Source organism: Cupriavidus sp. 94F1, from assembly GCF_057798875.1.
The window spans coordinates 604,696-627,559 of sequence record NZ_JBYOJT010000001.1 but is presented as its reverse complement, the minus strand read 5'-3'; the positions used below and the strand labels follow the sequence as shown (position 1 = coordinate 627,559).

Here is a 22,864-nt window from a genome sequence, read left to right as displayed (position 1 = left end):
CAACCACTGCACAGGTAATTGTAGGGAGCGCCATCGCTCCCGGTTGTCGGCCTCAGGCTGACATTGCGGTCGTCGGGACGCCTATTCGTTGTGCGTTCGTCGGCCGCAGCAATTCCCGCCGGTGACATAAAATGCCGGCAGATTTGAGAAAGCCACCATGACTATCGCCCCTACGCCCCTGGCAGATCAGGACCTGCCCGCGCCCCTGTCGCACGAAAGCCCGGCCGACGACGACTACCATCGCCGCTTTGGCGGCGTGGCCCGCCTGTACGGCGCGCATGGCCTGGCCCGGCTGGAGGCCGCCAGGGTGTGCGTGATCGGCATCGGCGGGGTGGGCAGCTGGGCGGCCGAGGCGCTGGCGCGCAACGCGGTGGGGCGCATCACGCTGATCGACCTCGATCACATTGCCGCATCAAATACCAACCGGCAGATCCACGCGCTCGGCGACGCATACGGCCGCGCCAAGGTGGAAGCCATGGCCGAGCGCATCGTGGCGATCAACCCGCGTTGCCACGTCACGCAGATCGACGATTTCGTGACCGAAGACAATGTGGCGGAACTGCTATCAGGCTTCGACTACGTGATTGACGCCATCGATGCCGTGAAGGTCAAGACCGCCATCCTGGGATGGGCCCGCCGCGAGGGCGTGCGCGTGATCACGTGCGGCGGCGCGGGCGGTCAGCTGGACGCCACGCGCGTGCGCATCGAGGACCTGGCCCGCACGATTCAGGACCCGCTGCTGGCCAAGGTGCGCGGCAACCTGCGCCGGCAGTGGGGCTTTCCGCGCGATCCCAGGAAGAAGTTCGGCATCGAGGCGGTGTATTCGGACGAGCCGCTGCGCTATCCCGAGCCGGAACAGCAGGCGTGCGAGATCGACGAAGTGCCGCCGGCCCCGGTGCGCGGCCCGCAAGGGCTGGCCTGCGCGGGATTTGGCTCGTCGGTGGCGGTGACGGCGGTGTTCGGCTTCGTGGCGGCGTCCGCGGTGATCGGGGCGCTGGCAGCCGGCCAGCCCTAGGCGGCCAGCGTCCGCAGCAGGCCGCCCACGGCGGCATCGTCGGGCGCCTGGTTGTCGAAGAAGATCAGTTCGGGATATTCGGCCGGGTCCGGCGAAAACCGCCGGGCGCGATAGGCGTCCCAGTGCGCGAGCTTGTAGGCGTCGTTGGGATTGGCGCGGCGGATGATGCGTGCGTGGGCTTCGTCCTCCGGCAGGTGTACCCACACGATCTGGGTGCGCGTGCCCGCCGGGACATGCAGCCACTGCGGATCGGTCAGCAGGTGCGCGCGGATTTCGCGCGACAGCGGGCCGATCACGATCACACTGATGCCCAGCGTCAGGTTTTCGCGGGCGGTGTCGAGCAGGCCTTCGTATTCGGGGTCTCGCAGATTGTCCAGATAGGCCGGGCTGTCGCGGTCATTGGGATCGCCGGTGATCGCGCGCATGGCAGCGGCGCTGTAGCGCCCGTAGAGCGTGTCCTTGTCGAGCAGGCAGAACGGCTCGCCGGTGACCTGCATCAGCGGGCCGATCAGCCGATGGGCGAGGGAAGTCTTGCCGGTGCCTGCGTGGCCGCAGAAGAAGATCAGTCGGGGCATGTCGGTGGCTTGCTGGAAATCCGTCACTTGCCAGGGGCGCGAGCGTCAAGCATACCGTTCTTTGCGGAAAATCAGATCGGACAGCAGCGAAATCGGTATCCTTGCCGCTTATCTCAAAGAAAAGTTTTCAGATCCATGTCTGCAGCACAGAACCCCTACGACGGTCTTTCCTCGGAAGGCTTGCCAGACGAACTGCGGCTGGGCGAGCCCGTCACCGACGCCACGCACGCGGAATTCCTGCAGCTGCTCGATGCCGTGGCCAAATCGGACGATGCCGGCTTCCTGGCGGCGTACGACGAGTGGATCGCGCACACGCGCCACCATTTCGAACAGGAAGAGCAGTGGATGGAGGCCATGCAGTTCGGCCCGCGCTTCTGCCATACGAACGAGCACAAGGGCGTGCTGCAGGTGGTGCAGGCCGTGCGCGACAAGATCGCGCAGGAAGTGGAAGATCCGGAGGGGCCCGGCAAGGGCGGGCTGTCGCTGGGCCGCCGCCTGGTGAATGAACTGTCAGGCTGGTTCGACAATCACGTGAAGTCGATGGACGCGATGATGGTCGAGCATATGAAGGCAAACGGCTTTTCGCTGATCGAGGCGCCGGCCGTCTGAGGCCGTTCCGCACCGGCGCGGGAAATCCCGCCTCCGGTGCGCGTCCATCCACGCCACTCAGTTCAGCGCCGTGCTCAGTTGCCGGCGCCATTTCGATACCACTTCTGGCGAATCGGCCATCAAGTCGAACACCGACAGCATTGTCTTGCGGCCGATGTCGTCTTCAAAGCCTCGGTCGCGGCGCACGATTTCCATCAGCTGCACCAGCGCCGGTTCGTATTCGCGGCGCGCGATCAACACCTTTGCCAGATCCAGGCGCGCGGCCAGGTTGGCCGGCTCGGCCTCTACCTGCGCTTTCAGTTCGGCGCCGTCGGGCAGGCTGTCGAGTCCCTTCATCGCATCGAGCCGGGTCCGCAGCGCGGCGTAGCCGTCTTCCTGCGGCGCACGCGGCGTCAGGCGGCCGAACTCGGCTTCCGCGGTGTCGATGGCGTCGCCGTCGAGCAGGAAGCTGATATAGGCCAGTCGATTCGGGTCGTTTTCCGGGTCCTCTGCGAGCGCGGCCTGCCACGCGGCCTTGGCGCCTTCCCGGTCGCCGGCCGCGGCCAGCGCCTGGGGATCCTGCGCCGTGGCCCCGCCGTCGCCGGGGGCCAGCGTATCGATGAACTCGCGCAGTTGCGATTCCGGCAGCACGCCCACGAACTGGTTGACCGCCTGCCCGCCGGCAAACGCCACCACGTGGGGAATGCTGCGCACACCAAAGTGCCCGGCCAGCTGCTGGTTCTCGTCGACATTGACCTTGACCAGCTTCCACGTGCCGCCGGCTTCGGCTTCCAGCTTTTCCAGCATGGGCCCGAGTGTGCGGCAAGGGCCACACCAGGGAGCCCAGAAATCCACCAGTACCGGCACTGGGCTATTGATGACTTCGGCTTCGAAGTTCTGCAGGGTGACGTCGCTCATGATCTGCACCTGGGAATCGGGTTGGCCAGCACTGTGGCCGGATTCCCCCTATTGTGAGGACGAAGCCCCAAATTGCAACCGGCGCCGCCCGGGGTGCGGTGCGATGGGTAGGAAAACCTCCTGTTGAAAATAGAACGGTCGTTCAGTTATATTGCTTGACCACTACGCGGGGCCCACCCCGCGAGACCCGCGCTTTCCAGAAACTGGTCCCTTGAGGACCATCCGCAGGAGACACCATGACCACCAAGCCCGCCCGTCCGCATTTTCAGTTCTGGCCCAAGCGAGTGCCGACCGAAATCGTGCTGCCGGAAACTTCGCTCTGGTACAACCTCGAAGTTTCGGCACACCGCTATGCGGACAAGGCCGCCATCCGCTACTTCGGCAACGCCATCACGTTCCGCGAGCTGGAGGCGGAGGCCACGGCGATGGCCGGCTGGCTGCAGCAGAAGGCGGGGGTGAAGAAGGGCGATCGCGTGCTGCTGTACATGCAGAACTGCCCGCAGTTCATCGTCAGCTATTACGCGATCCTGCGTGCGGACGCCGTGGTGGTGCCGGTCAATCCGATGAACCGCGCCGAGGAATTCAAGCACTACATCACCGATGCCGGTGCCCGCGTGGCGATCTGCACGGCAGACCTGGCCGCCGGCGCAATGCAGGCCGACGGCGAACTGGCTGCCGACCAGCGCCTGCAGCATCTGCTGGTGACGCAGTACGCCGACGCGCTCCCGCCGTCGCACGAATTCCCCGAAGATGCGCCGCCCGCCTGGCTGACCGTGCAACACCCGTTGCCGGACAACGCCACGCCGTGGGCGCAGGCGCTGGGTGCCGGCCTGCAGCCGGGTCCGCATACCGCGGGCCCCGACGACATGGCCGTCATGCCGTACACGTCGGGCACCACCGGCTTCCCGAAGGGCTGCATCCACACCCATCGCTCGGTGATGCACAACGTGATCGGCGGTGCCACGTGGTCGGGCAGCGGCGCGGAATCGGTGATCCTGTCAGTGCTGCCGCTGTTTCACGTGACCGGCATGCAGTACGGCATGAACGGCCCGATCTACACCGGCGCCACCGTGGTGATGCTGCCGCGCTGGGATCGCGAAGTGGCCGGGCGCCTGATCTCGCGCTACCAGGTCACGCACTGGACCAACATCCCGACCATGGTGATCGACTTCCTGGGCAGCCCGAACCTGGCGACCTTCGACGTCAGCAGCCTGCGCTACATCGGCGGCGGCGGCGCGGCCATGCCGCAGGCGGTGGCCGAACGCCTGAAGACGCAGTTCGGGCTGAGCTACCTGGAAGGCTACGGCCTGTCCGAGACCATGGCGCCGACCCACAGCAATCCGTCCGAGCGCGCCAAGCTGCAGTGCCTGGGCGTGCCGACGTTCAACACCGACGCGCGCGTGGTGGACCCGGTCACGCTGCAGGAAATGCCGCCCAACGAGGTGGGCGAGATCATCGTGCGCGGCCCGCAGGTGTTCAAGGGTTACTGGGGCAAGGAAGATGCCACGCGCGACGCGTTCATCGAGTTCGAAGGCCAGACCTACTTCCGCACCGGCGACCTGGGCCGTATGGACGAAGAAGGCTACTACTTCATCACCGACCGCCTGAAGCGCATGATCAATGCGTCGGGCTTCAAGGTCTGGCCGGCCGAGGTGGAAAACCTGCTGTACAAGCATCCGGCCGTGCAGGAGGCCTGCATCATCGGCACGCGCGACCAGTATCGCGGCGAGACGGTGAAGGCGGTGGTGGTGCTGCGCGCCGACGCCAAGGGCAAGACGCAGCCCGAGGACATCATCGAATGGGCCAAGGAAAACATGGCCGCCTACAAGTACCCGCGCGTGGTGGAATTTGTCGAGGCATTGCCGAAGTCGGGCACCGGCAAGGTGATGTGGCGCCAGCTGCAGGAAGCGGAAAACGCGCGCCAGCCCGCGTAAGCGCGTAAGCGTGGTGTGTTTTTCTCCCCTCTCCCGCCGGGTGGGAGAGGGGAGCCAAAATGCAATCCCCCTCGGCAGCCAGTCAATGCCCCCTGGCCCGCATCAGCATCTTGACCATCGTCTTGTAGCCGCGCTCGCGTGCATGGCGCGACGGCGTGATGCCCTCCCGGTCGGCCAGGTTGGCATCGGCGCCCGCATCGAGCAGCAATTGCACGATCTCTTCATAGCGGGCGCTGCCGTCGCCGAGGATGATGGCTTCCAGCAGCGCCGTCCAACCAAGCTGGTTGATGCGATCCACCGGCACGCCTGCCTTCAATAGCAGTTTTACGACCTCGACATTGCCATGCTGGCAGGCCGCAATCAGGGCCGTGCCGTCGTAGCGGTCGGTGCTGCGGGTGTCGGCGCCATGCGACAGCGACAGGCGCACCACATCGATCTGGTTGGTCGCGGCCGCCAGCAGGAAGGCGCTGTTGGATTCGCCGTCCTTCTGGTTCACGTCGGCGCCGGCCATGATCAGCGCGCGGGCCACGTCGCCCCGGCGGTTGTACACCGCTGCCAGCAGCGCGGAGCGGCCGCGTTCGTCCACGGCATGGAGCGACGCGCCGGCCTTGAGCAGCCGGTTGACCAGATCGAGATCGCCAATGCTGGCTGCCGTGATCAGGTTGCGGTCGAGCGCGGACGTGCCTTCACCGCGTGCCGCCGGGTGGGATGGGGGCGGATACGGCGCTGGTGCCGACGGCGACGATGCGTCGCGCAGCCCGCCGATCGAGCGCGCCAGCGTCTGGCCACCTTGACCCGCCAGCAGTCCGCCACCCATCAGCAATCCCATCAGCCCTAGCATTTCAGCGAGTGCCTGGCGGCGGGGGCGGGTCTGGGAGCGCGTCATGATGGGCGGCAGTGGCTTCGGTCAGACGGTTTCGTGGGGATGGGCCGTGGCAGCCACGGCGTCCTCGGGGCAGGTCGCCGCAGAGGCCGAAATTCCTGCCGGCGTGGTGACGGCACAGGCGTCGCTGGCGGCTTCGGCAGCGTCGCTTTCCTGCAGCTGGCGCCAGAGCCGGCCCAGGTAGGGGTCGTCCACGCCATGCGTGGCCAGCCCCAGCAGGGTCTGGTGCAGATATTCGCGGGCTGGCCCGTACAGGCCGCAGGCGTGGCGCAGGCAGTCCACGACGCGCGCATCGGGCAGCCGGCCGGCGTAGCCGGCATGTTCGCGATTCATCACGAAAGCGAGCGCCCGCTGTTCGGGCGCGTCAGGGTCGGCGTCCAGCTTCACGCGCAGCCAGCGCGGGTGATAGGCGCCGGTCATCATCTCGCGGCGCCACAGCACGCGGAATTCCTGCTCGACGACGTGGCGGGGGATGCGGAACACCATGCCCGTGCAGCAGCCGCCGCGGTCCAGCCCGAGCACCAGCCCGGGGTTGTCCCAGGTGCCGCGATTGATTTTGGAATACAGGTAGAAGCCGCGGTGGTAGCCATGCACGGTGGCCAGGCGGCTTTCGGTATGGACCACCATCGGGTTCCAGATCAGCGATCCGTAGCCGAAGACCCAGACGTCGCCGTCCAGTCCGGGGGTGTCGGGGCGGCTGGCCAGCGTCTGGCGCAGCGATCGCTCCACATCGGCCTCGGGCAACAGCGAAGACGCGACCGGCGTGCTGCACAGCGTCGTGCGCAGCCTGTTTGCTTCGAGGTCCTGTCTTGTAATGGCCATGGCTGAAAGAATAATCCAAAGCGCATTGATGCGTCGCAAGCAAACCACACATCTGGTGCAAGGTGTGTGCAGCAGGCAACGGTCGTGAGGGGGGCGGCTGCCCGATCGATTGGCCGGATCGTGGACCATGTCACTACAATAGGGGCCCTAACGCAGGCAACTGTCGTTCAACGCTCGGCGAATCTCGGAGAAACCGCACATGGCGCACACCCTGACCGTGGTATTTGGCAGCGGCAAGGAATTTGAATTCACGCTGGGCGACAACGAGCTGGCGGCGGTCACCGAGGATGCCGCCTGGCGCTGGTTCGACCGCGAATATGCCGAGCTGGACTGCCAGGCATCGAGCCCCGTGGGCAAGGTGCTTGTGATCGACAAGATCCTTAATGTCGCGAAGTTCTCCGGCGAGAGCCGGTTTGCCGGCAACGCCGACTGGGCGCAGGACTTTGCCCGCCATGCCGGCCGCCTGCTGGATCGCGACAAGGTGCGTATCGACGTGGGCAACGCCGCCATCGGTTTCTGACCGTTTAGGGCCCCGCATCAACAAAAACGGACGCCGAGGCGTCCGTTTTTTGCTGTGTGCGCCGGAATCAGACCGACAGCAGTTCCACTTCGAACAGCAGGGTGGCGTTCGGCGGAATCACGCCGCCGGCGCCGCGCGCGCCGTAGCCCAGATCGGCCGGGATCACCAGGCGGCGCGTGCCGCCGACCTTCATGCCTTGCACGCCTTCGTCCCAGCCACGGATCACGTGGCCGGCGCCCAGCGGGAAGACGAACGGGTCATTGCGGTCCTTGCTCGAATCGAACTTGCGGCCCGGTTGGCCGTTTTCGTAGAGCCAGCCGGTGTAATGCACGGTCACGTGCTTGCCAGCCGTGGCTTCGTCGCCCGAGCCGACGATGGTGTCTTCGTATTGCAGGCCGGAGGGATTGGTATGCATCGCGATTTTCCTTTTTTCTGTGTGGCGGGAAATAGAACCGACGGCCGCCTGTGTGATCAGTCGTCGGCGCGCTGGAGCACGTCGCGCGTCAGCTGCACGTTGTGATCGTCGTCGCTGACCCAGATGTCGCCGTCCTGGATGGTCACGGACAGGCGCATGGCACGCTGGGCCATCTGTGCCAGCGCGTCCACGGCTTCGGACGGCACATTGTAGACGGTCACGTTGCGCAGCTTGCTGGCCTTGCCGGCCATGCCCTTCCACCATTCGCGGGCGCTGGCGCTCTGATAGGTATAGACGGTAACGTGGTCGGCGCGCGCAGCGGCGCGCTTCAGGCGGGTTTCGTCGGACTGGCCCAGGTCGATCCAGTGGAGGATGTCGCCCGTGAGGGACTTGTCCCAGAGGTCCGGTTCGTCGGGTTCGTCCAGGCCACGCGTGAACGCCATGGTTTCGGTGGCTTCGCAGGCAAAGGCCAGCAGGCGGACCATCATGCGGGCATCGTTCTCGGACGGATGCTGCGCAATGGTCAGCGTATGACTGCCGTAGTACGGCCGGTCCATGTCCGAGACGGACAGTTCGGCCTTGAAAATCGTGGATTTGAGCGCCATGGGGTCGGAAATGCGGCGCGCGCCGGCAACGGTGCCGGGCACGCGAAAGGCGGAATCATACGTGATCCGCGCGGCGGCGCGATGGAAAACCGGCGCGGGTATGTGCGCCGGCCCGCTCAGACTGCGGGGGGAAGCAACCCGGCCCGGCAAGGCCGGCCGGGCCGGTCTTCAGGACTTGCGGTATTCGCCCAGCCAGAAGCGCAGCATGGCCGATACCAGCACCAGCCCCAGGAACGCCGCCGCGGCAACCAGGGCCAGGCCGCCATCGCTGTTGATCTTGCCTTCCACAATCAGGCGCGTCAGCAGGATGCCGACCATGCCGGTCAGCAGCGGCAGCAGCAGGGCGGCCCGGCCGTAGGTCTTGAAGGCCCACAGCGGAAAGCGACGGAGGAAATCGGCAGGAAAGCTGCATGCCAGGCACGCACCGGCAGCAGCCAGCGACGCCGAAACGACGTCGTTGAGGGAGATGAGGCTCATCTTGACTCGCGGATAGCCGGGTTTGCTTAGGCGAAACGCGGCAGGATGGGAATAGGCAAGGCGCTGATTTTACTGAAGATTTTGTCCCAAAAGGTGACGTTGGGCCGTCATCGCAACGCACGGCCTCGCTTTTTTCTTAATTATGGCGCGGACCCCGCCGGCATGGCTTCCACCGAAATCTGCAATGTGACGCTATCGCCAACATCGGGCAGGAAACGCGTCATGCCGAAGGCGCTTCGAGAGAATGTGGCGCGAAAATCACCACCGCACACATCGCGCCGGATGCCGAACAGGGCGGTCTGGCCGCAACTGAAGCGGTCCGCCTCTAGCCTGATGGGCTGGGCTACGCCATGGAGGGTGAACATGCCTTCCACGGCAACCAGCTTGCCGCCTTCCGTTACAAACTGGCTGGCCTGGAGCCGGGCCACCGGAAACGTCTGGGCGTCAAGAAACTGGGCCGAGCGCAGCACACCGTCGAGACTGCGGTTGCCGCTGTCGACCGAATCGGTGTCCACCGTGAAGTCGATCGATCCCGCACCCGTGGCCGGGTCGTAGATCACACGCCCATCGATCTTGCCGAACCGGCCGCGCACGCTGGTGCGATCGAAGTGGCTGACGCCGAAATAGACGCTGGTGTGTGTGGGATCGACGGTGTACTGCGTGGGCGCCGCCAGGGCTGGCGTGCCCGTCAGGGCCGCGAGCGTGGCAAGGGCGGCCAGCGGGGCGCGCGAAATACGGGAAGGGTGTCGCGTCGGCATGGCCGTGGGCTCAGTGAACGAACACGGGAAGCAGGAAAATGCCGATCACCGTCAGATAGCCAATCGTCCAGCATAGCGTCCGCAGCGTGGCGCGATCGGTCAGGTAGCAGATCGTGTAGAGGATCCGGACCACGATGAACACCATGGCCAGTTCGTTGATGCGGGCCTGGGGCGCCGCCAGATGCGTGGCCGTGAAGACCGCCGCGGCAAAGAACGGAAACGCTTCGAAATGATTGCGGTGCGCCATGTCCGCGCGGCGGGCGCGGCCGCTTTGCCTTTCCAGCCACGCGCGCGGGTCGTGGTTATCGAAAGTGCCGGCACGACTGCCGGCCTTGGCGATGGAGACAGTCAGCACTGGCATCAGGCCTGCCAGCAATACACACCAGAACGCGATCGGCATGAACACTCCTTGCGTGTTTCGGTGCGGAGGCGGCATGAGCCGCCGCCTCCTTTCCATTTGTGCCGGGGCCGTGGAGCGCCCCAAGGCGGGTTCAGGCGGCGACGACCTTGATGCGAACGCCGTCAGCGCCGCCAACGCCCACCACCTGGCCGGCGCGGATCTTGGCAGTCTTGCGCGACTCCGGCGTACCGTCCACCGAGACCTCGCCAGCCGCGACCAGCGCCTTGCCGGCGCCACCGCTGTCGCAGACGCCAGCCACCTTGAGCAGGTCATTCAGGGCAATGAACTCGCCCTCGAGCGGAAACGTAATCGTCTGTGCCATGCTCACTTGCCCCAGCTGTCCTTGAGGCCAACCGTGCGGTTGAACACTGGCTTGCCGGGCTGCGAATCGGTACGGTCCGCAACGAAATAGCCGTGACGCTCGAACTGGAAGCGTTCTTCCGGCTTGGCGTCGCGCAGGCCCGGTTCCAGGTAGGCGGTCACTACCTTCTTCGAGTCCGGGTTCAGCGCATCGAGGAAATTCTTGCCGCCGGCATCGGGATTCGGGTCGTTGAACAGGCGGTCGTACAGGCGCACTTCGGCCGGGCAGGCATGCGCCGCGCTGACCCAGTGAATGTTGCCCTTGACCTTGACGCTGTCCGCGCCCGGCGTGCCGCTCTTGGTTTCCGGCAGGTAGTTCGCATGCACGGCGACCACGTTGCCGTCGGCGTCCTTGTCCACGCCTGTGCATTCGATCACGTAGCCGTAGCGCAGGCGCACCTTGTTGCCCGGGAACAGGCGGAAATAGCCCTTCGGCGGGGTCTCGGTGAAGTCGTCGCGCTCGATCCACAGCTCGCGCGACAGCGGGAACACGCGGCGGCCCATTTCCGGCAGCTTCGGGTGCACCGGCGCCGAGCATTCCTCGCTCTGGCCCTCGGGATAGTTGTCCAGAATCAGCTTGACCGGGTCCAGCACGCCCACGCTGCGCGGGGCACGGGCATCGAGGTCGTCGCGCACGGCGCCTTCCAGCGTGCTCATGTCAATCCAGCTGTCGGCCTTCGACACGCCGATGCGGTCGCAGAACAGCTGGATCGATTCCGGCGTATAGCCGCGGCGTCGCATCCCGACGATGGTCGGCATGCGCGGGTCGTCCCAGCCGTCCACGCGCTTTTCGTCCACCAGCTGCTTGAGCTTGCGCTTGCTGGTGATCGCATACGTCAGGTTCAGGCGGGCGAATTCGTACTGGTGCGGCAGCGGGCTGGCGAAGACGCCGGCATCGCGCAGGTGTTCCAGCACCCAGTCATAAAGCGGGCGGTTGTTCTCGAATTCGAGCGTGCACAGCGAGTGCGTGATGTTCTCGATCGCGTCCGAGATGCAGTGCGTGAAGTCGTACATCGGATAGATGCACCACTTGTCGCCGGTCCGGTGGTGATGGGCATGGCGGATGCGATAGAGCACCGGGTCGCGCATCACGATGTTCGGCGCCGCCATGTCGATCTTCGCGCGCAGCACGTGCTCGCCGTCACCGTACTTGCCGTCGCGCATCTCGCGGAACAGCTTCAGGTTTTCCTCGACGGAGCGGTCGCGGAACGGCGACGGCTTGCCGGGCTCCGAGAAATTGCCGCGGCTGGCGGCAATCTGTTCGGCGCTCTGGCTGTCCACATAGGCCACGCCACGCTCGATCAGGGTCTCGGCGAACTGGTACAGGCGGTCGAAGTAGTCGCTCGCGTAGTAAAGATGCGGCTCGCCGCCGGGCTGCCTGGCATCCCATGAGAACCCGAGCCAGTGCACCGCGTCGATGATCGAATCGACGTATTCGGTGTCTTCCTTGACCGGGTTCGTGTCGTCGAAGCGCAGGTGGCAGCGGCCGGCATAGTCGCGGGCCAGGCCGAAGTTCACGCAAATGCTCTTGGCGTGGCCGATGTGCAGGTAGCCGTTCGGCTCCGGCGGAAAGCGCGTGATGACGGTCGGCAGCGGCTCGCCCTGCTTGTCCGTGCGGCCGCCGTACGTGCCGGCGGCGAGGTCCTGGTCGATGATGCTCCGCAGGAAGTTGGAGGCGGCTGGCGTGTCGGTAGGCTTGTTGTCGTGGCTCATGTTGGCGCCGCATCACCTGCGGCTCGATAACTGGTGGACCGGCCCGGTCTGGATCGACCCGGCCGCGTTCCTGGTGTTCCTGGATTGGGTGCGCTGGAATGGCGAGGAAAGTCCGGCGAATGGGGCGATTTTACCGTGCCTGCGGCGCAACCCGGCGGTGCGTCACGAAATTCGGATTCGTCTCACGGCGCAACGGGCCAAAGTGGTGCAGAATCCACGGCACGGTACGGCTCTGCGTACCCGCCTCGCGCATGCTCCGTGCGACGTCATCGTCGCATGCCGTCTCCATTCCCGCCGCAGGAATACATGCCATGAATGCCGCCAGTTCCGCCACGAACCCCCCCGACGCCGCCGGCCCCGGCCGCGCCGCCGTCCACCAGGCACCCGCCGACGTGCTTGCCGCGCTGTGGAGCGCCGCCGCCATGCCGCCCGAAGCGCTGTCCCATGTCACGCTGACCGGCCAGGATCCCATTCTGCCGTCCAGTTTCGCCATCGGCACCGCCGCGCAGGCCAGCCTGGGCGCGTCGGCGCTGGCGGCGGCCGCGATCTGGGCCCACCGCACCGGCCGCTGGCAGGATGTGTCGGTCGATATGCGCCATGCGCTGGCGGAGTTCCGTAGCGAACGCTACCTGCGTGTCAACGGCGGGCCGGCGCCCGAGCTCTGGGACAAGATCGCCGGCCTGTATCCGGCGGGGGACGGCCGATGGGTGCGCCTGCATACGAATTTTCCCCACCATCGCGACGGCGTTCTGAAAATACTCAAATGCGCGTATGACAAGGACGCCGTACGGGCGGCGCTGTCGGGGTGGAAGGCCGAGGATTTCGAGACGGTCGCATCGGACGCCGGCATGGTCGTGTCGGCCATGCGCTCGCTCGACGAATGGCTGCGGCATCCGCAGGCCCAGGCACTGCAGGGGCTGCCGCCGGTGATCATCGAAAAGATCGGCGATGCGCCGCCGGAACCGCTGCCAGCGTTCGGGCCCCATGCCGAGATCAATGTCGATGCACGGCCGTTGAGCGGTGTCCGGGTGCTGGACTTCACGCGCATCATCGCGGGGCCGGTCGCTGGCCGCACGCTGGCCGCGCATGGGGCCGACGTGCTGCTGGTGACGGCCGCGCACCTGCCGTCGATGCCCTCGCTGGTGATCGATACGGGCCGGGGCAAACGGTCATGCCAGCTTGACCTGCGCGATGCCGACGACAAGCGCACGCTGCACAAGCTGTTCCACGGTGCCGATGTGGTGGTGCAGGGCTACCGTCCCAACGGACTGGCGGAACTGGGCGCCGGACCCGAGGCGGCGGCGCGGGCCCGCCCTGGCATCGTCTACGTGTCGCTGTCCGCCTACGGCCATGTGGGGCCATGGTCGGGCAAGCGGGGCTTCGATTCGCTGGTGCAGACCGCCACCGGCATCAATACCGACGAAGCGCAGGCGGCCGGCAGCGCGGAGCCAAAGCCGCTGCCGGCGCAGGTGCTGGACCACGCCTCAGGCTATCTGCTGGCGTTCGGCGCAATGGTGGCGCTGCATCGGCGCGCGGTGGAAGGGGGCAGCTGGCACGTGCGCGTATCGCTGGCGCAGGTGGGGCAGTGGCTGCGCAGCCTCGGGCGCGTGCCGGGTGGCGCGGCGGTGCCGGACCAGCATATCGACGAAATTTCCGATCTGCTCGAAGTGGAAGAGTCGGGCTTCGGCGAACTGACCGTGGTGCGCCACGCGGCGCACCTGTCGGAGACGCCCGCCCACTGGGCGTTGCCGTCGGTGCCGCTGGGCACGCACGCGGCGGCGTGGCTCCCGCGTTAATCGCCCGGCGGGCCGGGGCCTAATACAGCGTGGTGCGTACGCGGTCGGGCAGATCGCGGTCGTAGGCGGCGCCATCGATCGCGTTCTGGCTCAGCGTGGCCAGCATGGTGCCGGTGCTGGGCAGCGCCTCGCGTGGCACCTGCGCCTCGGCCAGCCACAGGCGCGAGCGCAGCAGGGCGCGCGCGCACTGAAAGAATACTGAGTGGATGCGGATCACCAGTACCGTGGTGGGCGCCTTGTCCTGCATCATGCAGCGGGCGATCAGGTCCGGGTCCGTCGAAACGGTAGCGGTGCCGCTGATGCGTAGCGTTTCATTGACGCCGGGCACCAGGAACAGCAGCCCCACGCGCGGGTCGGCCAGGATATTACGCAGACTGTCGATGCGATTGTTGCCGCGCCGGTCGGGCAGCAGCAGCGTGCGGTCGTCCAGCACCTGCACGAAACCGGGCGCATCGCCGCGCGGCGAGCAGTCGCCGCCCTGTTTGTTCATCGTGGAAAGCAGGCAGAACGGCGAGGCTTCGACGAACGCGCGATAGTGCGGATGCAGGTAGTCGACTTCCTTGGCCAACGAGGCGGCGCCGGGCTCGGCGTAGAGCGCCTCGAGGTCGGCCAGCGTAGTGATGTCGTGCGATGGCATGGGACAGCTCGCGAAGGGTGGGCGTGGAGAGGAAGGCGCCAGTATGACGCACATCCCCCAAGGTTCGATGGTCTGTGCGGTCAGATGCTGACTGTGCCGCGACCCAGTTCGATCACGCGGCCGCCCACGCGGATTGTGCCTTCGGCGGTCACGGCAAGGTCCAGCCGGCATCGTCGATCGACGAATTCACCCTGATCGACTTCATAGCGGGCCGGCAGCGCATGACCGGTGGCCACCAGCCAGCCCCCCAGGTTCGCACATGCCGAGCCGGTACCCGGATCTTCCGCCACGCCCCCGCCCTGCTTGGTGAAGAAATAGCGCACCAGCACCTTGCCCGGCTGTTCGGGATCGAAGGCAAACACGTAGGCAGTCTTGCGGCCCAGGCTGCTTTGCGGCCAGCGGTCCAGGCGGCTGCTGTCGGGCTGGGCGCGGCGCACGGCGTCGGGCGTCTTCAGCGGCACCAACAGCTGGTCGGCGCCCGTATCGACCCAGATCGGCGCGCCGGCCAGGTCGTCGGCCTGCAGGCCCAGCAGCGATGCCATCTCGGCATCGGGCAGGCCGGCCGGCGCCGTCCTGGGCGCCCCCTGGTGCGGGGCGGTCAGCGTCCAGCGGTCCGCCACGGCGGTCACGGGAACGACTCCGGCCTTGAACTCCAGCGACAGCGCGTTGCCGGTCTGGGCCAGATCGCGCACCACGTGGGCGGTGCCCAGCGTGGGATGGCCGGCAAAGCGCATCTCGTAGCCGGGCGTAAAGATGCGGACGGCCGCGTTGGCCTTGTCGGACGGCAGGACGAACGTCGTCTCGGACAGGTTGAACTGCAGGGCCAGGGCCTGCATGGTGGCATCGTCCATGCCGCGCGCATCCTCGAACACACACAGGGGATTGCCGCCAAAAGTGGATTCGGCAAAGACATTGACGATTCGGTATGCGTAGGTGGCCATGGGCGTTTCGCGGGCGTGGATGGGAAACCACATAGTGTAGGGAAGCGATGCGCCGAAGCCATGCACAGTTTCATGCAAGTGCAACGGAACAGTTGCGCTTGGCATCCGCTTCGCACTTTAAGCGGAATGCGATTGGCGAGAGCAGGCGGGGCGCCAAGAATTGAGGTTTTTTGGTTGCTCGCCATGCTGGAACTCAACAACTACGAAACGCTCGTCGCGGCATCGCTGGTGCTGCTGGTCGGACGCAAGCTGCTGCACGTCACAACGCCGCTACGCACCTTCAACATTCCCGAGCCGGTCGTGGGCGGACTGGTCGTGGCGCTATGCCTGGCCCTGGCCCGCTTTACCGCGGACGTGCAGGTGAAGTTCGACACCACCGCGCAGACGCCGCTGATGCTCGCCTTCTTTGCCACGCTTGGCCTGAGCGCCAATCTTGCCAGCCTGAAGCAGGGCGGCAAGTCGATCGGCATCTTCCTGGTCGCGGTGGCGGGCTTGCTGGTGATCCAGGACGCGATCGGCGTCGGGCTGGCCAGCGCGCTGGGCCTGCATCCGGCCACCGGCCTGCTGGCCGGGTCGATCGCGCTGTCGGGCGGTCACGGCACCAGCGCGGCCTGGGGCAAGACGTTTGTCGAGCAGTTCGGCATGTCGTACGCCATGGAGCTTGGCATGGCGTGCGCCACGTTCGGCCTGGTGCTGGGCGGCCTGATTGGCGGCCCGGTGGCGCGCTACCTGCTGCGCAATGTGACCAAGCCGGGCGTGGGTGCCGGCGATGACCGCGTGCTCAACTTCGAGAATCCCCAGGCGGTGCGGCCGATCACGGCATCGGCGCTGATCGAGACCCTGGCGCTGATCCTGGTCTGCCTGACCGCGGGGCAGGCGCTGGGCGACGTGTTCAAGGGCAGCTGGCTGGAACTGCCGACCTTTGTCTGGGTGCTGTTCGTCGGGGTGCTGCTGCGCAACGGGCTCGCGCTGCTGGGCTGGTACACGGTCTTCGATCGCGCGCTGTCGGTGCTGGGCAACGTGAGCCTGTCGATGTTCCTGGCGATGGCGCTGATGAGCCTGCGCTTGTGGGAGCTGGCCTCGCTGGCGCTGCCGATGCTGCTGATCCTGCTGGTGCAGACCGGCGCCATGGCCGCCTATGCGATCTTCGTTACCTTCCGGGTCATGGGCCGCAACTACGATGCCGCCGTGCTGGCCGCCGGCCATTGCGGCTTCGGCCTCGGGGCCACGCCCACGGCCATCGCCAACATGCAGGCCATCACGGACCGCTACGGCCCGTCGCACCTGGCCTTCCTGATTGTGCCGATGGTAGGTGCCTTCTTCATCGATATCGTCAACGCCGTGGTCATCAAGCTGTTCCTGAGCCTGCCGATCTACTGACGCCGCACGGATACCGCTGCGGCATAAAAAAGGCGCCACGGATGGTTCCGTGGCGCCTCGCAGGACATCCACTACGGTGTTACCCACTGCGGTACTACGATATCGATACGTCCAGTGGTGTTGCGTCAGAAGCCCACGGCCTGGCCGTCGCGGCGGCTGTCGCTGGCGGCCACGTAGCCTTGCTCGGCGTCTTCCGACAGGCGCCAGATGAACTGGCCCGAGCCGAAGTCCATATACGGGTCTTCCACCGACTTGAGCTTGTGGCCGCGGTCCTTCAGGCCGGCCACGGTGTTCGGGTCCATGGTGCCTTCAACGTCCAGCGTGAAGTCGCGGTTGACCTTCCAGCGCGGCGCGCAGCAAGCGGCCTGCGGCTGCTGGTTGTAGTCGAGCATGCGCACGACGGTCTGCAAATGGCCCTGGGGCTGCATGTCGCCGCCCATCACGCCGAAGCTCATCACGGGCTGGCCGTCCTTGGTCAGGAACGCCGGGATGATCGTGTGGAACGGGCGCTTGCCGCCTTCCACCACATTGGCCGACTTGGGGTCCATCGAGAAGCCCACGCCACGATTTTGCAGGCTGATACCGGTGCCCGGTACCACCACGCCCGACCCGAAGCCCATGTAGTTCGACTGGATGAACGAGATCATCATGCCGTTCTCGTCGGCGGCGGTCAGGTAGATCGTGCCGCCCGTGCGCGGCATGCCGAAGTTGAAATGCGTGGCACGCTGCATGTCGATCAGCTTGGCGCGCGACTTCAGGTATGCATCGTCCAGCATCTGTTCGGGGGTGACCTCCATGCTGCGCGGGTCGGCCACATAGCGGTACAGATCGGCAAAGGCCAGCTTCATCGCCTCGATCTGCAGGTGCTGCGAATCGACCGAATCCACGGGCAGCGCGCCCAGGTCGAACTGGTCCAGGATGCCCAGCGCCATCAGCGCGGCAATGCCCTGGCCATTGGGCGGAATCTCATGGACGTCGTAGCCGCGATACGACTTGCTGATCGGCTTGACCCATTCGGGGCGATAGTTCCGCAGGTCGTCCAGCGTCATCGCGGCGCCGCATTCCTTGCTGAACGCGGCGATCTTCTCGGCGATCTCGCCTTCGTAGTAGGCGCGGCCCTTTGTGGCGCCGATCTTGCGCAGCGTCTCGGCGGCATTCCTGAACACGAACTTTTCGCCCACGTGCGGCGCGCGGCCGTTGGGCATGAACGTGTCGGCAAAGCCGGGCTGGCTCTTGAGGTCCGGTACGGCGGCGGCCCACTTGTGCGCCACCACCGGCGGCACGGCGTAGCCGCGTTCGGCGATCTCGATGGCGGGCTCCATGAGGTCCTCGAACGGCAGCTTGCCGAATCGCTCGTGCAGCGCGGCCCAGCCGGCGATCACGCCGGGCACGGTCACCGAATCCCAGCCGCGGATCGGCCGGTTGGCCAGTCCGTTGCCGTCCACCCCGTACTTGTTCTTGAAGTATTCGGGGCTCCAGGCCTTCGGGGCCACGCCCGACGCGTTCAGGCCATGCAGTTCCTTGCCATCCCAGAGGATCGCAAAGGCATCGCTGCCCAGCCCGCACGACACCGGCTCCACCAGCGTGATGGCTGCGGCAGCGGCGATGGCGGCATCCACGGCATTGCCGCCCTTGAGCAGCATGCGCAGGCCGGCCTGTGCGGCCAGCGGGTGCGAGGTCGATACCACGTTGCGCGCGAACAGCGGAATGCGCACGGTGGGATAGGGATTGGTCCAGTTGAAGTTCTGCATGGTGTCTCTCTTTGCTGCCTGGTTGTCGTGCTCGGCAGGGCGACGCCATTGTCGCCCGCTTGTCCTGCTTGTGCTTAGTCGACCTGGATCTTGCGATCCTTGATCAGCTTGCCCCAGCGTGCGCTGTCCTTCTTCACCATCGCGGCGAACTGGGCCGGCGTGCCGCCAATCGGTTCGGCGCCCAGCTTGGCCAGACGGTCCTTGACGTCCTGCGACTGAATGGCCTTGTTGAACTCGGCATTCAGGCGGCTGACGATCTCGGGCGGCAGGCCCTTGGGACCATAGATGCCGAACCAGGTATCCGATTCAAAGCCCGGCAGGCCCGATTCGCTGACGGTAGGCAGGTCCGGCGCCAACGGCGAACGTTTCAGGCTGGTCACGGCCAGTGCCTTGAGCTTGCCGTCCTTCACGTGCGGCATGCCGGACACGATGCTGTCGAACAGCACCTGCACCTTGTTCGAGATCAGGTCGGGCACGGCCAGCGCGGTGCCGCGATACGGGATGTGCGTGATGAACACGCCGGCCTGCGCCTTGAAGGCCTCGGCGGTCAGGTGGACCACGGTGCCATTGCCGCTCGACGCATAGTTCAGCTCGCCCGGATGCTTCCTGGCGTAGTCGATCAGTTCCTTGACGTTCTTGACCGGCAGCTGGTTGGGCACCACCAGCACGTTGGTGGCGGTGGCCACCTGGCCAATCGGCGTGAAGTCCGTTTCGGTGTTGTACGGCAGGTGCGTATTGATGTACGGCCCGATCGAATGTGTGCTGGTGGTGGCGATCAGGATCGTGTAGCCGTCCGGCGCGGCCTTGGCGGCCATGTCAGAACCGATGGCGCCGCCGGCGCCGGGCCGGTTGTCGACCACGATCTGCTGGCCCAGGTTCTGGCCTACCTTCTGGGCGATGGCGCGTGCCAGCAGGTCAGTGGCACCGCTGGCCGGAAACGGCACGATTAGGCGGATCGGCTTGCTGGGAAAGGTGTCGGCATGCGACGGGGCGGCAGCAAGGGTCAGGCTCGTGGCAAGGCCGATGCCAAAATGGCGTAGCCAGGATTTCATGTGTTGCGTCTCCGGGACGGATGGGTGCGACGTGGAACTGCGGCAGGAAAACACAAATTATTCCGCGCCCGCCTCCACAATGAAAGTTAATATTCCTTGCTTGATTGACAAGAAATTCTTGAGGATGGCCGCCCTCCGGCGCGCGCCCCGAAAGATGCACCAGCAATGAGCACGATCCGCTTTCTGAGAACCTTCGTCGCCGTGGCCGAACACGGGTCGTTTGCCGCCGCCGCCGGCCAGGTGGCGGTGACGCAGGCGGCAGTCAGCCTCCAGATGCGGTCGCTGGAGGAAGAGTTGCGTCGCGCCCTGTTCGACCGCAGCGGCCGGGTGGCCGTGCTCAATGCCGATGGCCGGGCGCTGCTGCCCCAGGCGCGCCGGCTGCTGGCGCTCTACGACGACATGCGCGTGCCGCTGGCCGACACCGAGGCGATGGCCGGGGCGGTGGCGGTGGGCGCGGTGGTTTCCGTAATGGGCGGGCTGTCGCACGTGGTGGCGCAGATGAAGCGGACCTATCCGGCGCTCGATGTCAGGCTGATCGGCGCCAAGTCGTTCGAACTGGCGGCCATGGTGGAAAGCGGAGAGCTCGACGCCGCCTTTGTGGTGGAGGGCTCGGCACGCCTGGCCGGCACGCTGCACTGGACCCCGCTGTATGACGAACCGCTTGTGGCGATTGCGGCACGTGGCAGTCAGGGCGACGATGCACGGCAAGCACTCGCTGCCAACCCGTTCCTGCGCTTCGACCGTAGCCAGCGCACCGGCGCGCTGGTGGAACGCGCGTTGCGCCGCGCCCACCTTCGCACCAACGAATATCTGGAACTGAACTCGATCGAGGCGCTGGTGGAACTGGTCCGGCAGGAAGTGGGCGTGACAGTGGTGCCGCTGCTCAAGCGTGCCCGCTGGCGCGACGACCGCGCGCTGCGCATCCTGCCGTTGCGGGCCGGCGGCGATCCCACCGTGCGCACCATCGGCATGCTGGAGCGGCGCGATCACGGCCGCGTGCACGTCACCGAGGCCATCCGCACCGCCTGCGCAGCCCTGTTCGGCGACTGAGGGCCGGGCGCCAGCGCCCCAAGGAACGCCAAAGAAAGGCGGGAAAGACCCCGGCAGGAAAGACCCGCCAAAAGACAAAGGGCGCCACAGGGGCGCCCTTGTTTCATGCAGCGAGGGGAAACGTCCTTACTCTTCCTGGAACGCTTCTTCGCGCTTCGCCTTGATCGACGGCATGGCCACGATCGCCACCAGGACCGCCGCGGCGATCAGCAGGCCCAGCGACAGCGGACGCGTCACGAACACGCTGAAGTCACCACGCGACAGCAGCAACGAGCGGCGGAAGTTTTCTTCCATCATCGGTCCCAGCACGAAGCCCAGCAGCAGCGGTGCCGGTTCGCAGCGCAGCTTGATGAACAGGTAGCCGATGATGCCGAAGGCCGCGGTCTGGAACACGTCGAACGTGGTGTTCTGGACCGAGTACACGCCGATGCAGCAGAACGTCAGGATGGCCGGGTACAGGTAACGGTACGGCACCTTCAGCAGCTTCACCCAGATACCGATCATCGGCAGGTTCAGGACGATCAGGATCAGGTTGCCCAGCCACATCGACGCGATCAGGCCCCAGAACAGCGCCGGGTTGCTGGTCATGACCTGCGGGCCCGGCTGGATGTTGTGGATCGTCATCGCACCCACCATCAGCGCCATCACGGCGTTCGGCGGGATACCCAGCGTCAGCAGCGGGATGAACGACGTCTGTGCCGCGGCGTTGTTGGCCGATTCCGGACCTGCCACGCCTTCGATGGCGCCCTTGCCGAATTCGTGTGCGTACTTCGAGGTCTTCTTTTCCAGCGAGTAGGCTGCAAACGAAGCCAGTGCCGCACCGCCACCCGGCAGGATACCCAGCGCCGAACCCAGGGCCGTGCCACGCAGCACGGCAGGGATCATGCGCTTGAAGTCTTCCTTGGTCGGGAACAGGTTGGTCACGTGATCGGTGAAGGTCTCGCGGGCTTCCTTCTGTTCCAGGTTCGCGATGATTTCCGCGAAGCCGAACACACCCATGGCCACCGACACGAAGTTCAGGCCGTCGGTCAGCTCGGGCACGTCGAACGAGAAGCGCGCCGCGCCCGAGTTCACGTCCGTCCCGACCAGGCCCAGCAGCAGGCCCAGCACGATCATCGAAATCGCCTTGACCAGCGAGCCCGACGCCAGCACCACGGCACCGATCAGGCCCAGCACCATCAGCGAGAAGTACTCGGCGGGGCCGAACTTGAACGCCAGTTCCGACAGCGGCGCCGCGAAAGCCGCCAGGATCAGCGTGGCCACGCAGCCGGCGAAGAACGAACCGATACCGGCTGTGGCCAGCGCCACGCCGGCGCGGCCGCGCCGTGCCATCTGGTAGCCATCGATGGTGGTCACCACCGACGACGATTCACCGGGCAGGTTGACCAGGATGGCGGTGGTCGAGCCGCCGTACTGGGCACCGTAGTAGATACCGGCCAGCATGATCAGCGCGGCCACCGGGGGCAGCGTGTAGGTCACGGGCAGCAGCATCGCGATGGTGGCCAGCGGGCCCAGGCCCGGCAGCACGCCGATCAGCGTCCCGAGCACGCAGCCCAGGAACGCGTAGGCGATGTTCTGGAAGGACAGGGCGGTCGAGAAGCCCAGTCCGAGGTTGGCTAACAGTTCCATGAGGGCGGGCTCCTTAGCTTGCCAGGAAAGCCGGCCACACCGGCATCTGCAGGTTGATGCCGTACACGAACGCGCCCATGCTGATCAGCACCAGCACGATCGCGTTGAGGACAGCACCCTTCCAGCTGAATTCATGACTGGCCATCGAGGAGACCAGCACCAGTACCACCACGGACAGCACCATGCCCAGCGGCTTGAGCAGCAGGCCGAACAGCACCACCGAGCCCAGGATCCACAGCAGGATCTTCAGGTCCCAGCGCGCCAGTTGATCTTCTTCCATCCTGGAAGACAGCGAGCCCCACAGTACCAGCGCGCCCAGCAGGGCGAGCACGATGCCGAGCCAGAACGGGAAGTATCCCGGTCCCATCTTGGCGGCTGTTCCCATGGAATAGCCACGGGCGACGAAGGAAAAGCCCAATCCGACCAGGATGAACATCAGGCCGGAGGCAAAGTCCTTTTGGCTACGTATGCGCAAAATGATTCTCCTCGATATGACACAGCTTTGACTGCTTGAAAAACGTCGCGACAAGGGCTACCCCGATCGCGGCAGGGTGGAAGGTAAAAGCGCATCCTTTCAGCTACCTTTCATATGTCTGCATAAAGTGGCAACCTCAGGGTATGTCCCTACGCAGACGTCTGAAAGCG

General features: G+C 65.9%; 24 protein-coding genes. 7 read left to right on the top strand and 17 right to left on the bottom strand.

The window, feature by feature from the left end; translation table 11 throughout:
- The first annotated feature begins 157 nt into the window (after window positions 1-157).
- Window positions 158-1,015 carry a tRNA cyclic N6-threonylcarbamoyladenosine(37) synthase TcdA gene (gene tcdA / locus AC3FJ6_RS02845; RefSeq protein WP_488770594.1) on the top strand — a complete coding sequence of 286 codons (858 nt, stop codon included), beginning with the start codon at window positions 158-160 and terminating at the stop codon, window positions 1,013-1,015.
- Here tcdA and AC3FJ6_RS02840 read toward each other — a convergent pair.
- Complete coding sequence (locus AC3FJ6_RS02840; protein ID WP_488770593.1) at window positions 1,012-1,590, bottom strand: P-loop nucleotide/nucleoside kinase family protein; 579 nt, start codon at window positions 1,588-1,590, stop codon at window positions 1,012-1,014. The genes tcdA and AC3FJ6_RS02840 overlap by 4 nt on opposite strands.
- 135 nt (window positions 1,591-1,725) lie before the next feature.
- Between AC3FJ6_RS02840 and AC3FJ6_RS02835 the strand changes: the two genes are divergently transcribed.
- Window positions 1,726-2,199, top strand: coding sequence for a bacteriohemerythrin (locus AC3FJ6_RS02835; protein ID WP_488770592.1), 474 nt, complete (start codon window positions 1,726-1,728; stop codon window positions 2,197-2,199).
- Between the two features lie 57 nt (window positions 2,200-2,256).
- Here the strand turns inward: AC3FJ6_RS02835 and trxA are convergent, their stop codons facing one another.
- Window positions 2,257-3,096: a thioredoxin gene (gene trxA, locus AC3FJ6_RS02830; RefSeq protein ID WP_488770591.1), complete on the bottom strand. Its 840-nt coding sequence runs from the start codon at window positions 3,094-3,096 to the stop codon at window positions 2,257-2,259.
- 236 nt (window positions 3,097-3,332) lie between these two features.
- Between trxA and AC3FJ6_RS02825 the strand changes: the two genes are divergently transcribed.
- Window positions 3,333-5,030: a long-chain fatty acid--CoA ligase gene (locus AC3FJ6_RS02825; RefSeq protein WP_488770590.1), complete on the top strand. Its 1,698-nt coding sequence runs from the start codon at window positions 3,333-3,335 to the stop codon at window positions 5,028-5,030.
- Between the two features lie 82 nt (window positions 5,031-5,112).
- On the opposite strand, the gene AC3FJ6_RS02820 is transcribed toward AC3FJ6_RS02825, so the two are convergent.
- Entirely contained in the window at window positions 5,113-5,916 is an 804-nt protein-coding gene (locus tag AC3FJ6_RS02820) for an ankyrin repeat domain-containing protein (protein ID WP_488770589.1), read from the bottom strand.
- 21 nt (window positions 5,917-5,937) lie between these two features.
- Complete coding sequence (locus AC3FJ6_RS02815; protein WP_488770588.1) at window positions 5,938-6,735, bottom strand: gamma-glutamylcyclotransferase; 798 nt, start codon at window positions 6,733-6,735, stop codon at window positions 5,938-5,940.
- Window positions 6,736-6,934: 199 nt separating this feature from the next.
- Between AC3FJ6_RS02815 and AC3FJ6_RS02810 the strand changes: the two genes are divergently transcribed.
- Window positions 6,935-7,255, top strand: coding sequence for a hypothetical protein (locus tag AC3FJ6_RS02810; protein WP_400392389.1), 321 nt, complete (start codon window positions 6,935-6,937; stop codon window positions 7,253-7,255).
- Window positions 7,256-7,322: 67 nt separating this feature from the next.
- On the opposite strand, the gene AC3FJ6_RS02805 is transcribed toward AC3FJ6_RS02810, so the two are convergent.
- From AC3FJ6_RS02805 to AC3FJ6_RS02775, 7 genes are all read right to left on the bottom strand, one after another.
- A complete protein-coding gene (locus tag AC3FJ6_RS02805; RefSeq protein WP_153945581.1) occupies window positions 7,323-7,670 on the bottom strand; it encodes an FKBP-type peptidyl-prolyl cis-trans isomerase in 348 nt (115 codons plus the stop codon).
- Window positions 7,671-7,726: 56 nt separating this feature from the next.
- The gene (locus tag AC3FJ6_RS02800; RefSeq protein WP_488770587.1) at window positions 7,727-8,275 is read right to left on the bottom strand and encodes a YaeQ family protein; all 549 of its coding nucleotides are present in this window, start codon (window positions 8,273-8,275) and stop codon (window positions 7,727-7,729) included.
- A 168-nt stretch (window positions 8,276-8,443) separates the two neighbouring features.
- Window positions 8,444-8,752: a hypothetical protein gene (locus AC3FJ6_RS02795; protein WP_153945579.1), complete on the bottom strand. Its 309-nt coding sequence runs from the start codon at window positions 8,750-8,752 to the stop codon at window positions 8,444-8,446.
- A 140-nt stretch (window positions 8,753-8,892) separates the two neighbouring features.
- Window positions 8,893-9,510 (bottom strand): YceI family protein, encoded by a 618-nt coding sequence (locus tag AC3FJ6_RS02790; RefSeq protein ID WP_488770586.1) that lies wholly within the window; start codon window positions 9,508-9,510, stop codon window positions 8,893-8,895.
- 10 nt (window positions 9,511-9,520) lie between these two features.
- A complete protein-coding gene (locus AC3FJ6_RS02785) occupies window positions 9,521-9,910 on the bottom strand; it encodes an MAPEG family protein (RefSeq protein ID WP_092594444.1) in 390 nt (129 codons plus the stop codon).
- A gap of 91 nt (window positions 9,911-10,001) precedes the next feature.
- Window positions 10,002-10,232 (bottom strand): RNA-binding S4 domain-containing protein, encoded by a 231-nt coding sequence (locus AC3FJ6_RS02780; protein ID WP_092594442.1) that lies wholly within the window; start codon window positions 10,230-10,232, stop codon window positions 10,002-10,004.
- Window positions 10,233-10,234: 2 nt separating this feature from the next.
- Window positions 10,235-11,983 (bottom strand): glutamine--tRNA ligase/YqeY domain fusion protein, encoded by a 1,749-nt coding sequence (locus AC3FJ6_RS02775; protein WP_488770585.1) that lies wholly within the window; start codon window positions 11,981-11,983, stop codon window positions 10,235-10,237.
- A gap of 311 nt (window positions 11,984-12,294) precedes the next feature.
- Here AC3FJ6_RS02775 and AC3FJ6_RS02770 point away from each other — a divergent pair, with 311 nt between their 5' ends.
- A complete protein-coding gene (locus AC3FJ6_RS02770) occupies window positions 12,295-13,779 on the top strand; it encodes a CoA transferase (protein WP_488770584.1) in 1,485 nt (494 codons plus the stop codon).
- Window positions 13,780-13,798: 19 nt separating this feature from the next.
- On the opposite strand, the gene AC3FJ6_RS02765 is transcribed toward AC3FJ6_RS02770, so the two are convergent.
- Window positions 13,799-14,416, bottom strand: a complete 618-nt coding sequence (locus tag AC3FJ6_RS02765; RefSeq protein ID WP_488770583.1) for a pyridoxamine 5'-phosphate oxidase family protein — start codon at window positions 14,414-14,416, stop codon at window positions 13,799-13,801.
- A gap of 80 nt (window positions 14,417-14,496) precedes the next feature.
- Window positions 14,497-15,357: a PhzF family phenazine biosynthesis protein gene (locus tag AC3FJ6_RS02760; protein ID WP_488770582.1), complete on the bottom strand. Its 861-nt coding sequence runs from the start codon at window positions 15,355-15,357 to the stop codon at window positions 14,497-14,499.
- 183 nt (window positions 15,358-15,540) lie between these two features.
- Here AC3FJ6_RS02760 and gltS point away from each other — a divergent pair, with 183 nt between their 5' ends.
- Window positions 15,541-16,737: a sodium/glutamate symporter gene (gltS, locus tag AC3FJ6_RS02755; RefSeq protein WP_488770581.1), complete on the top strand. Its 1,197-nt coding sequence runs from the start codon at window positions 15,541-15,543 to the stop codon at window positions 16,735-16,737.
- Between the two features lie 125 nt (window positions 16,738-16,862).
- Here the strand turns inward: gltS and ggt are convergent, their stop codons facing one another.
- Together ggt and AC3FJ6_RS02745 are read right to left on the bottom strand one after the other, a co-directional pair.
- Entirely contained in the window at window positions 16,863-18,488 is a 1,626-nt protein-coding gene (ggt, locus tag AC3FJ6_RS02750; protein WP_488770580.1) for a gamma-glutamyltransferase, read from the bottom strand.
- A 74-nt stretch (window positions 18,489-18,562) separates the two neighbouring features.
- Complete coding sequence (locus tag AC3FJ6_RS02745) at window positions 18,563-19,540, bottom strand: Bug family tripartite tricarboxylate transporter substrate binding protein (RefSeq protein ID WP_488770579.1); 978 nt, start codon at window positions 19,538-19,540, stop codon at window positions 18,563-18,565.
- 165 nt (window positions 19,541-19,705) lie between these two features.
- Between AC3FJ6_RS02745 and AC3FJ6_RS02740 the strand changes: the two genes are divergently transcribed.
- Window positions 19,706-20,590 (top strand): LysR family transcriptional regulator, encoded by an 885-nt coding sequence (locus AC3FJ6_RS02740; protein ID WP_488770578.1) that lies wholly within the window; start codon window positions 19,706-19,708, stop codon window positions 20,588-20,590.
- A 126-nt stretch (window positions 20,591-20,716) separates the two neighbouring features.
- On the opposite strand, the gene AC3FJ6_RS02735 is transcribed toward AC3FJ6_RS02740, so the two are convergent.
- Window positions 20,717-22,219 (bottom strand): tripartite tricarboxylate transporter permease, encoded by a 1,503-nt coding sequence (locus AC3FJ6_RS02735; RefSeq protein WP_153945569.1) that lies wholly within the window; start codon window positions 22,217-22,219, stop codon window positions 20,717-20,719.
- 13 nt (window positions 22,220-22,232) lie between these two features.
- Window positions 22,233-22,694, bottom strand: a complete 462-nt coding sequence (locus AC3FJ6_RS02730; RefSeq protein WP_153945568.1) for a tripartite tricarboxylate transporter TctB family protein — start codon at window positions 22,692-22,694, stop codon at window positions 22,233-22,235.
- Window positions 22,695-22,864 lie beyond the last annotated feature (170 nt).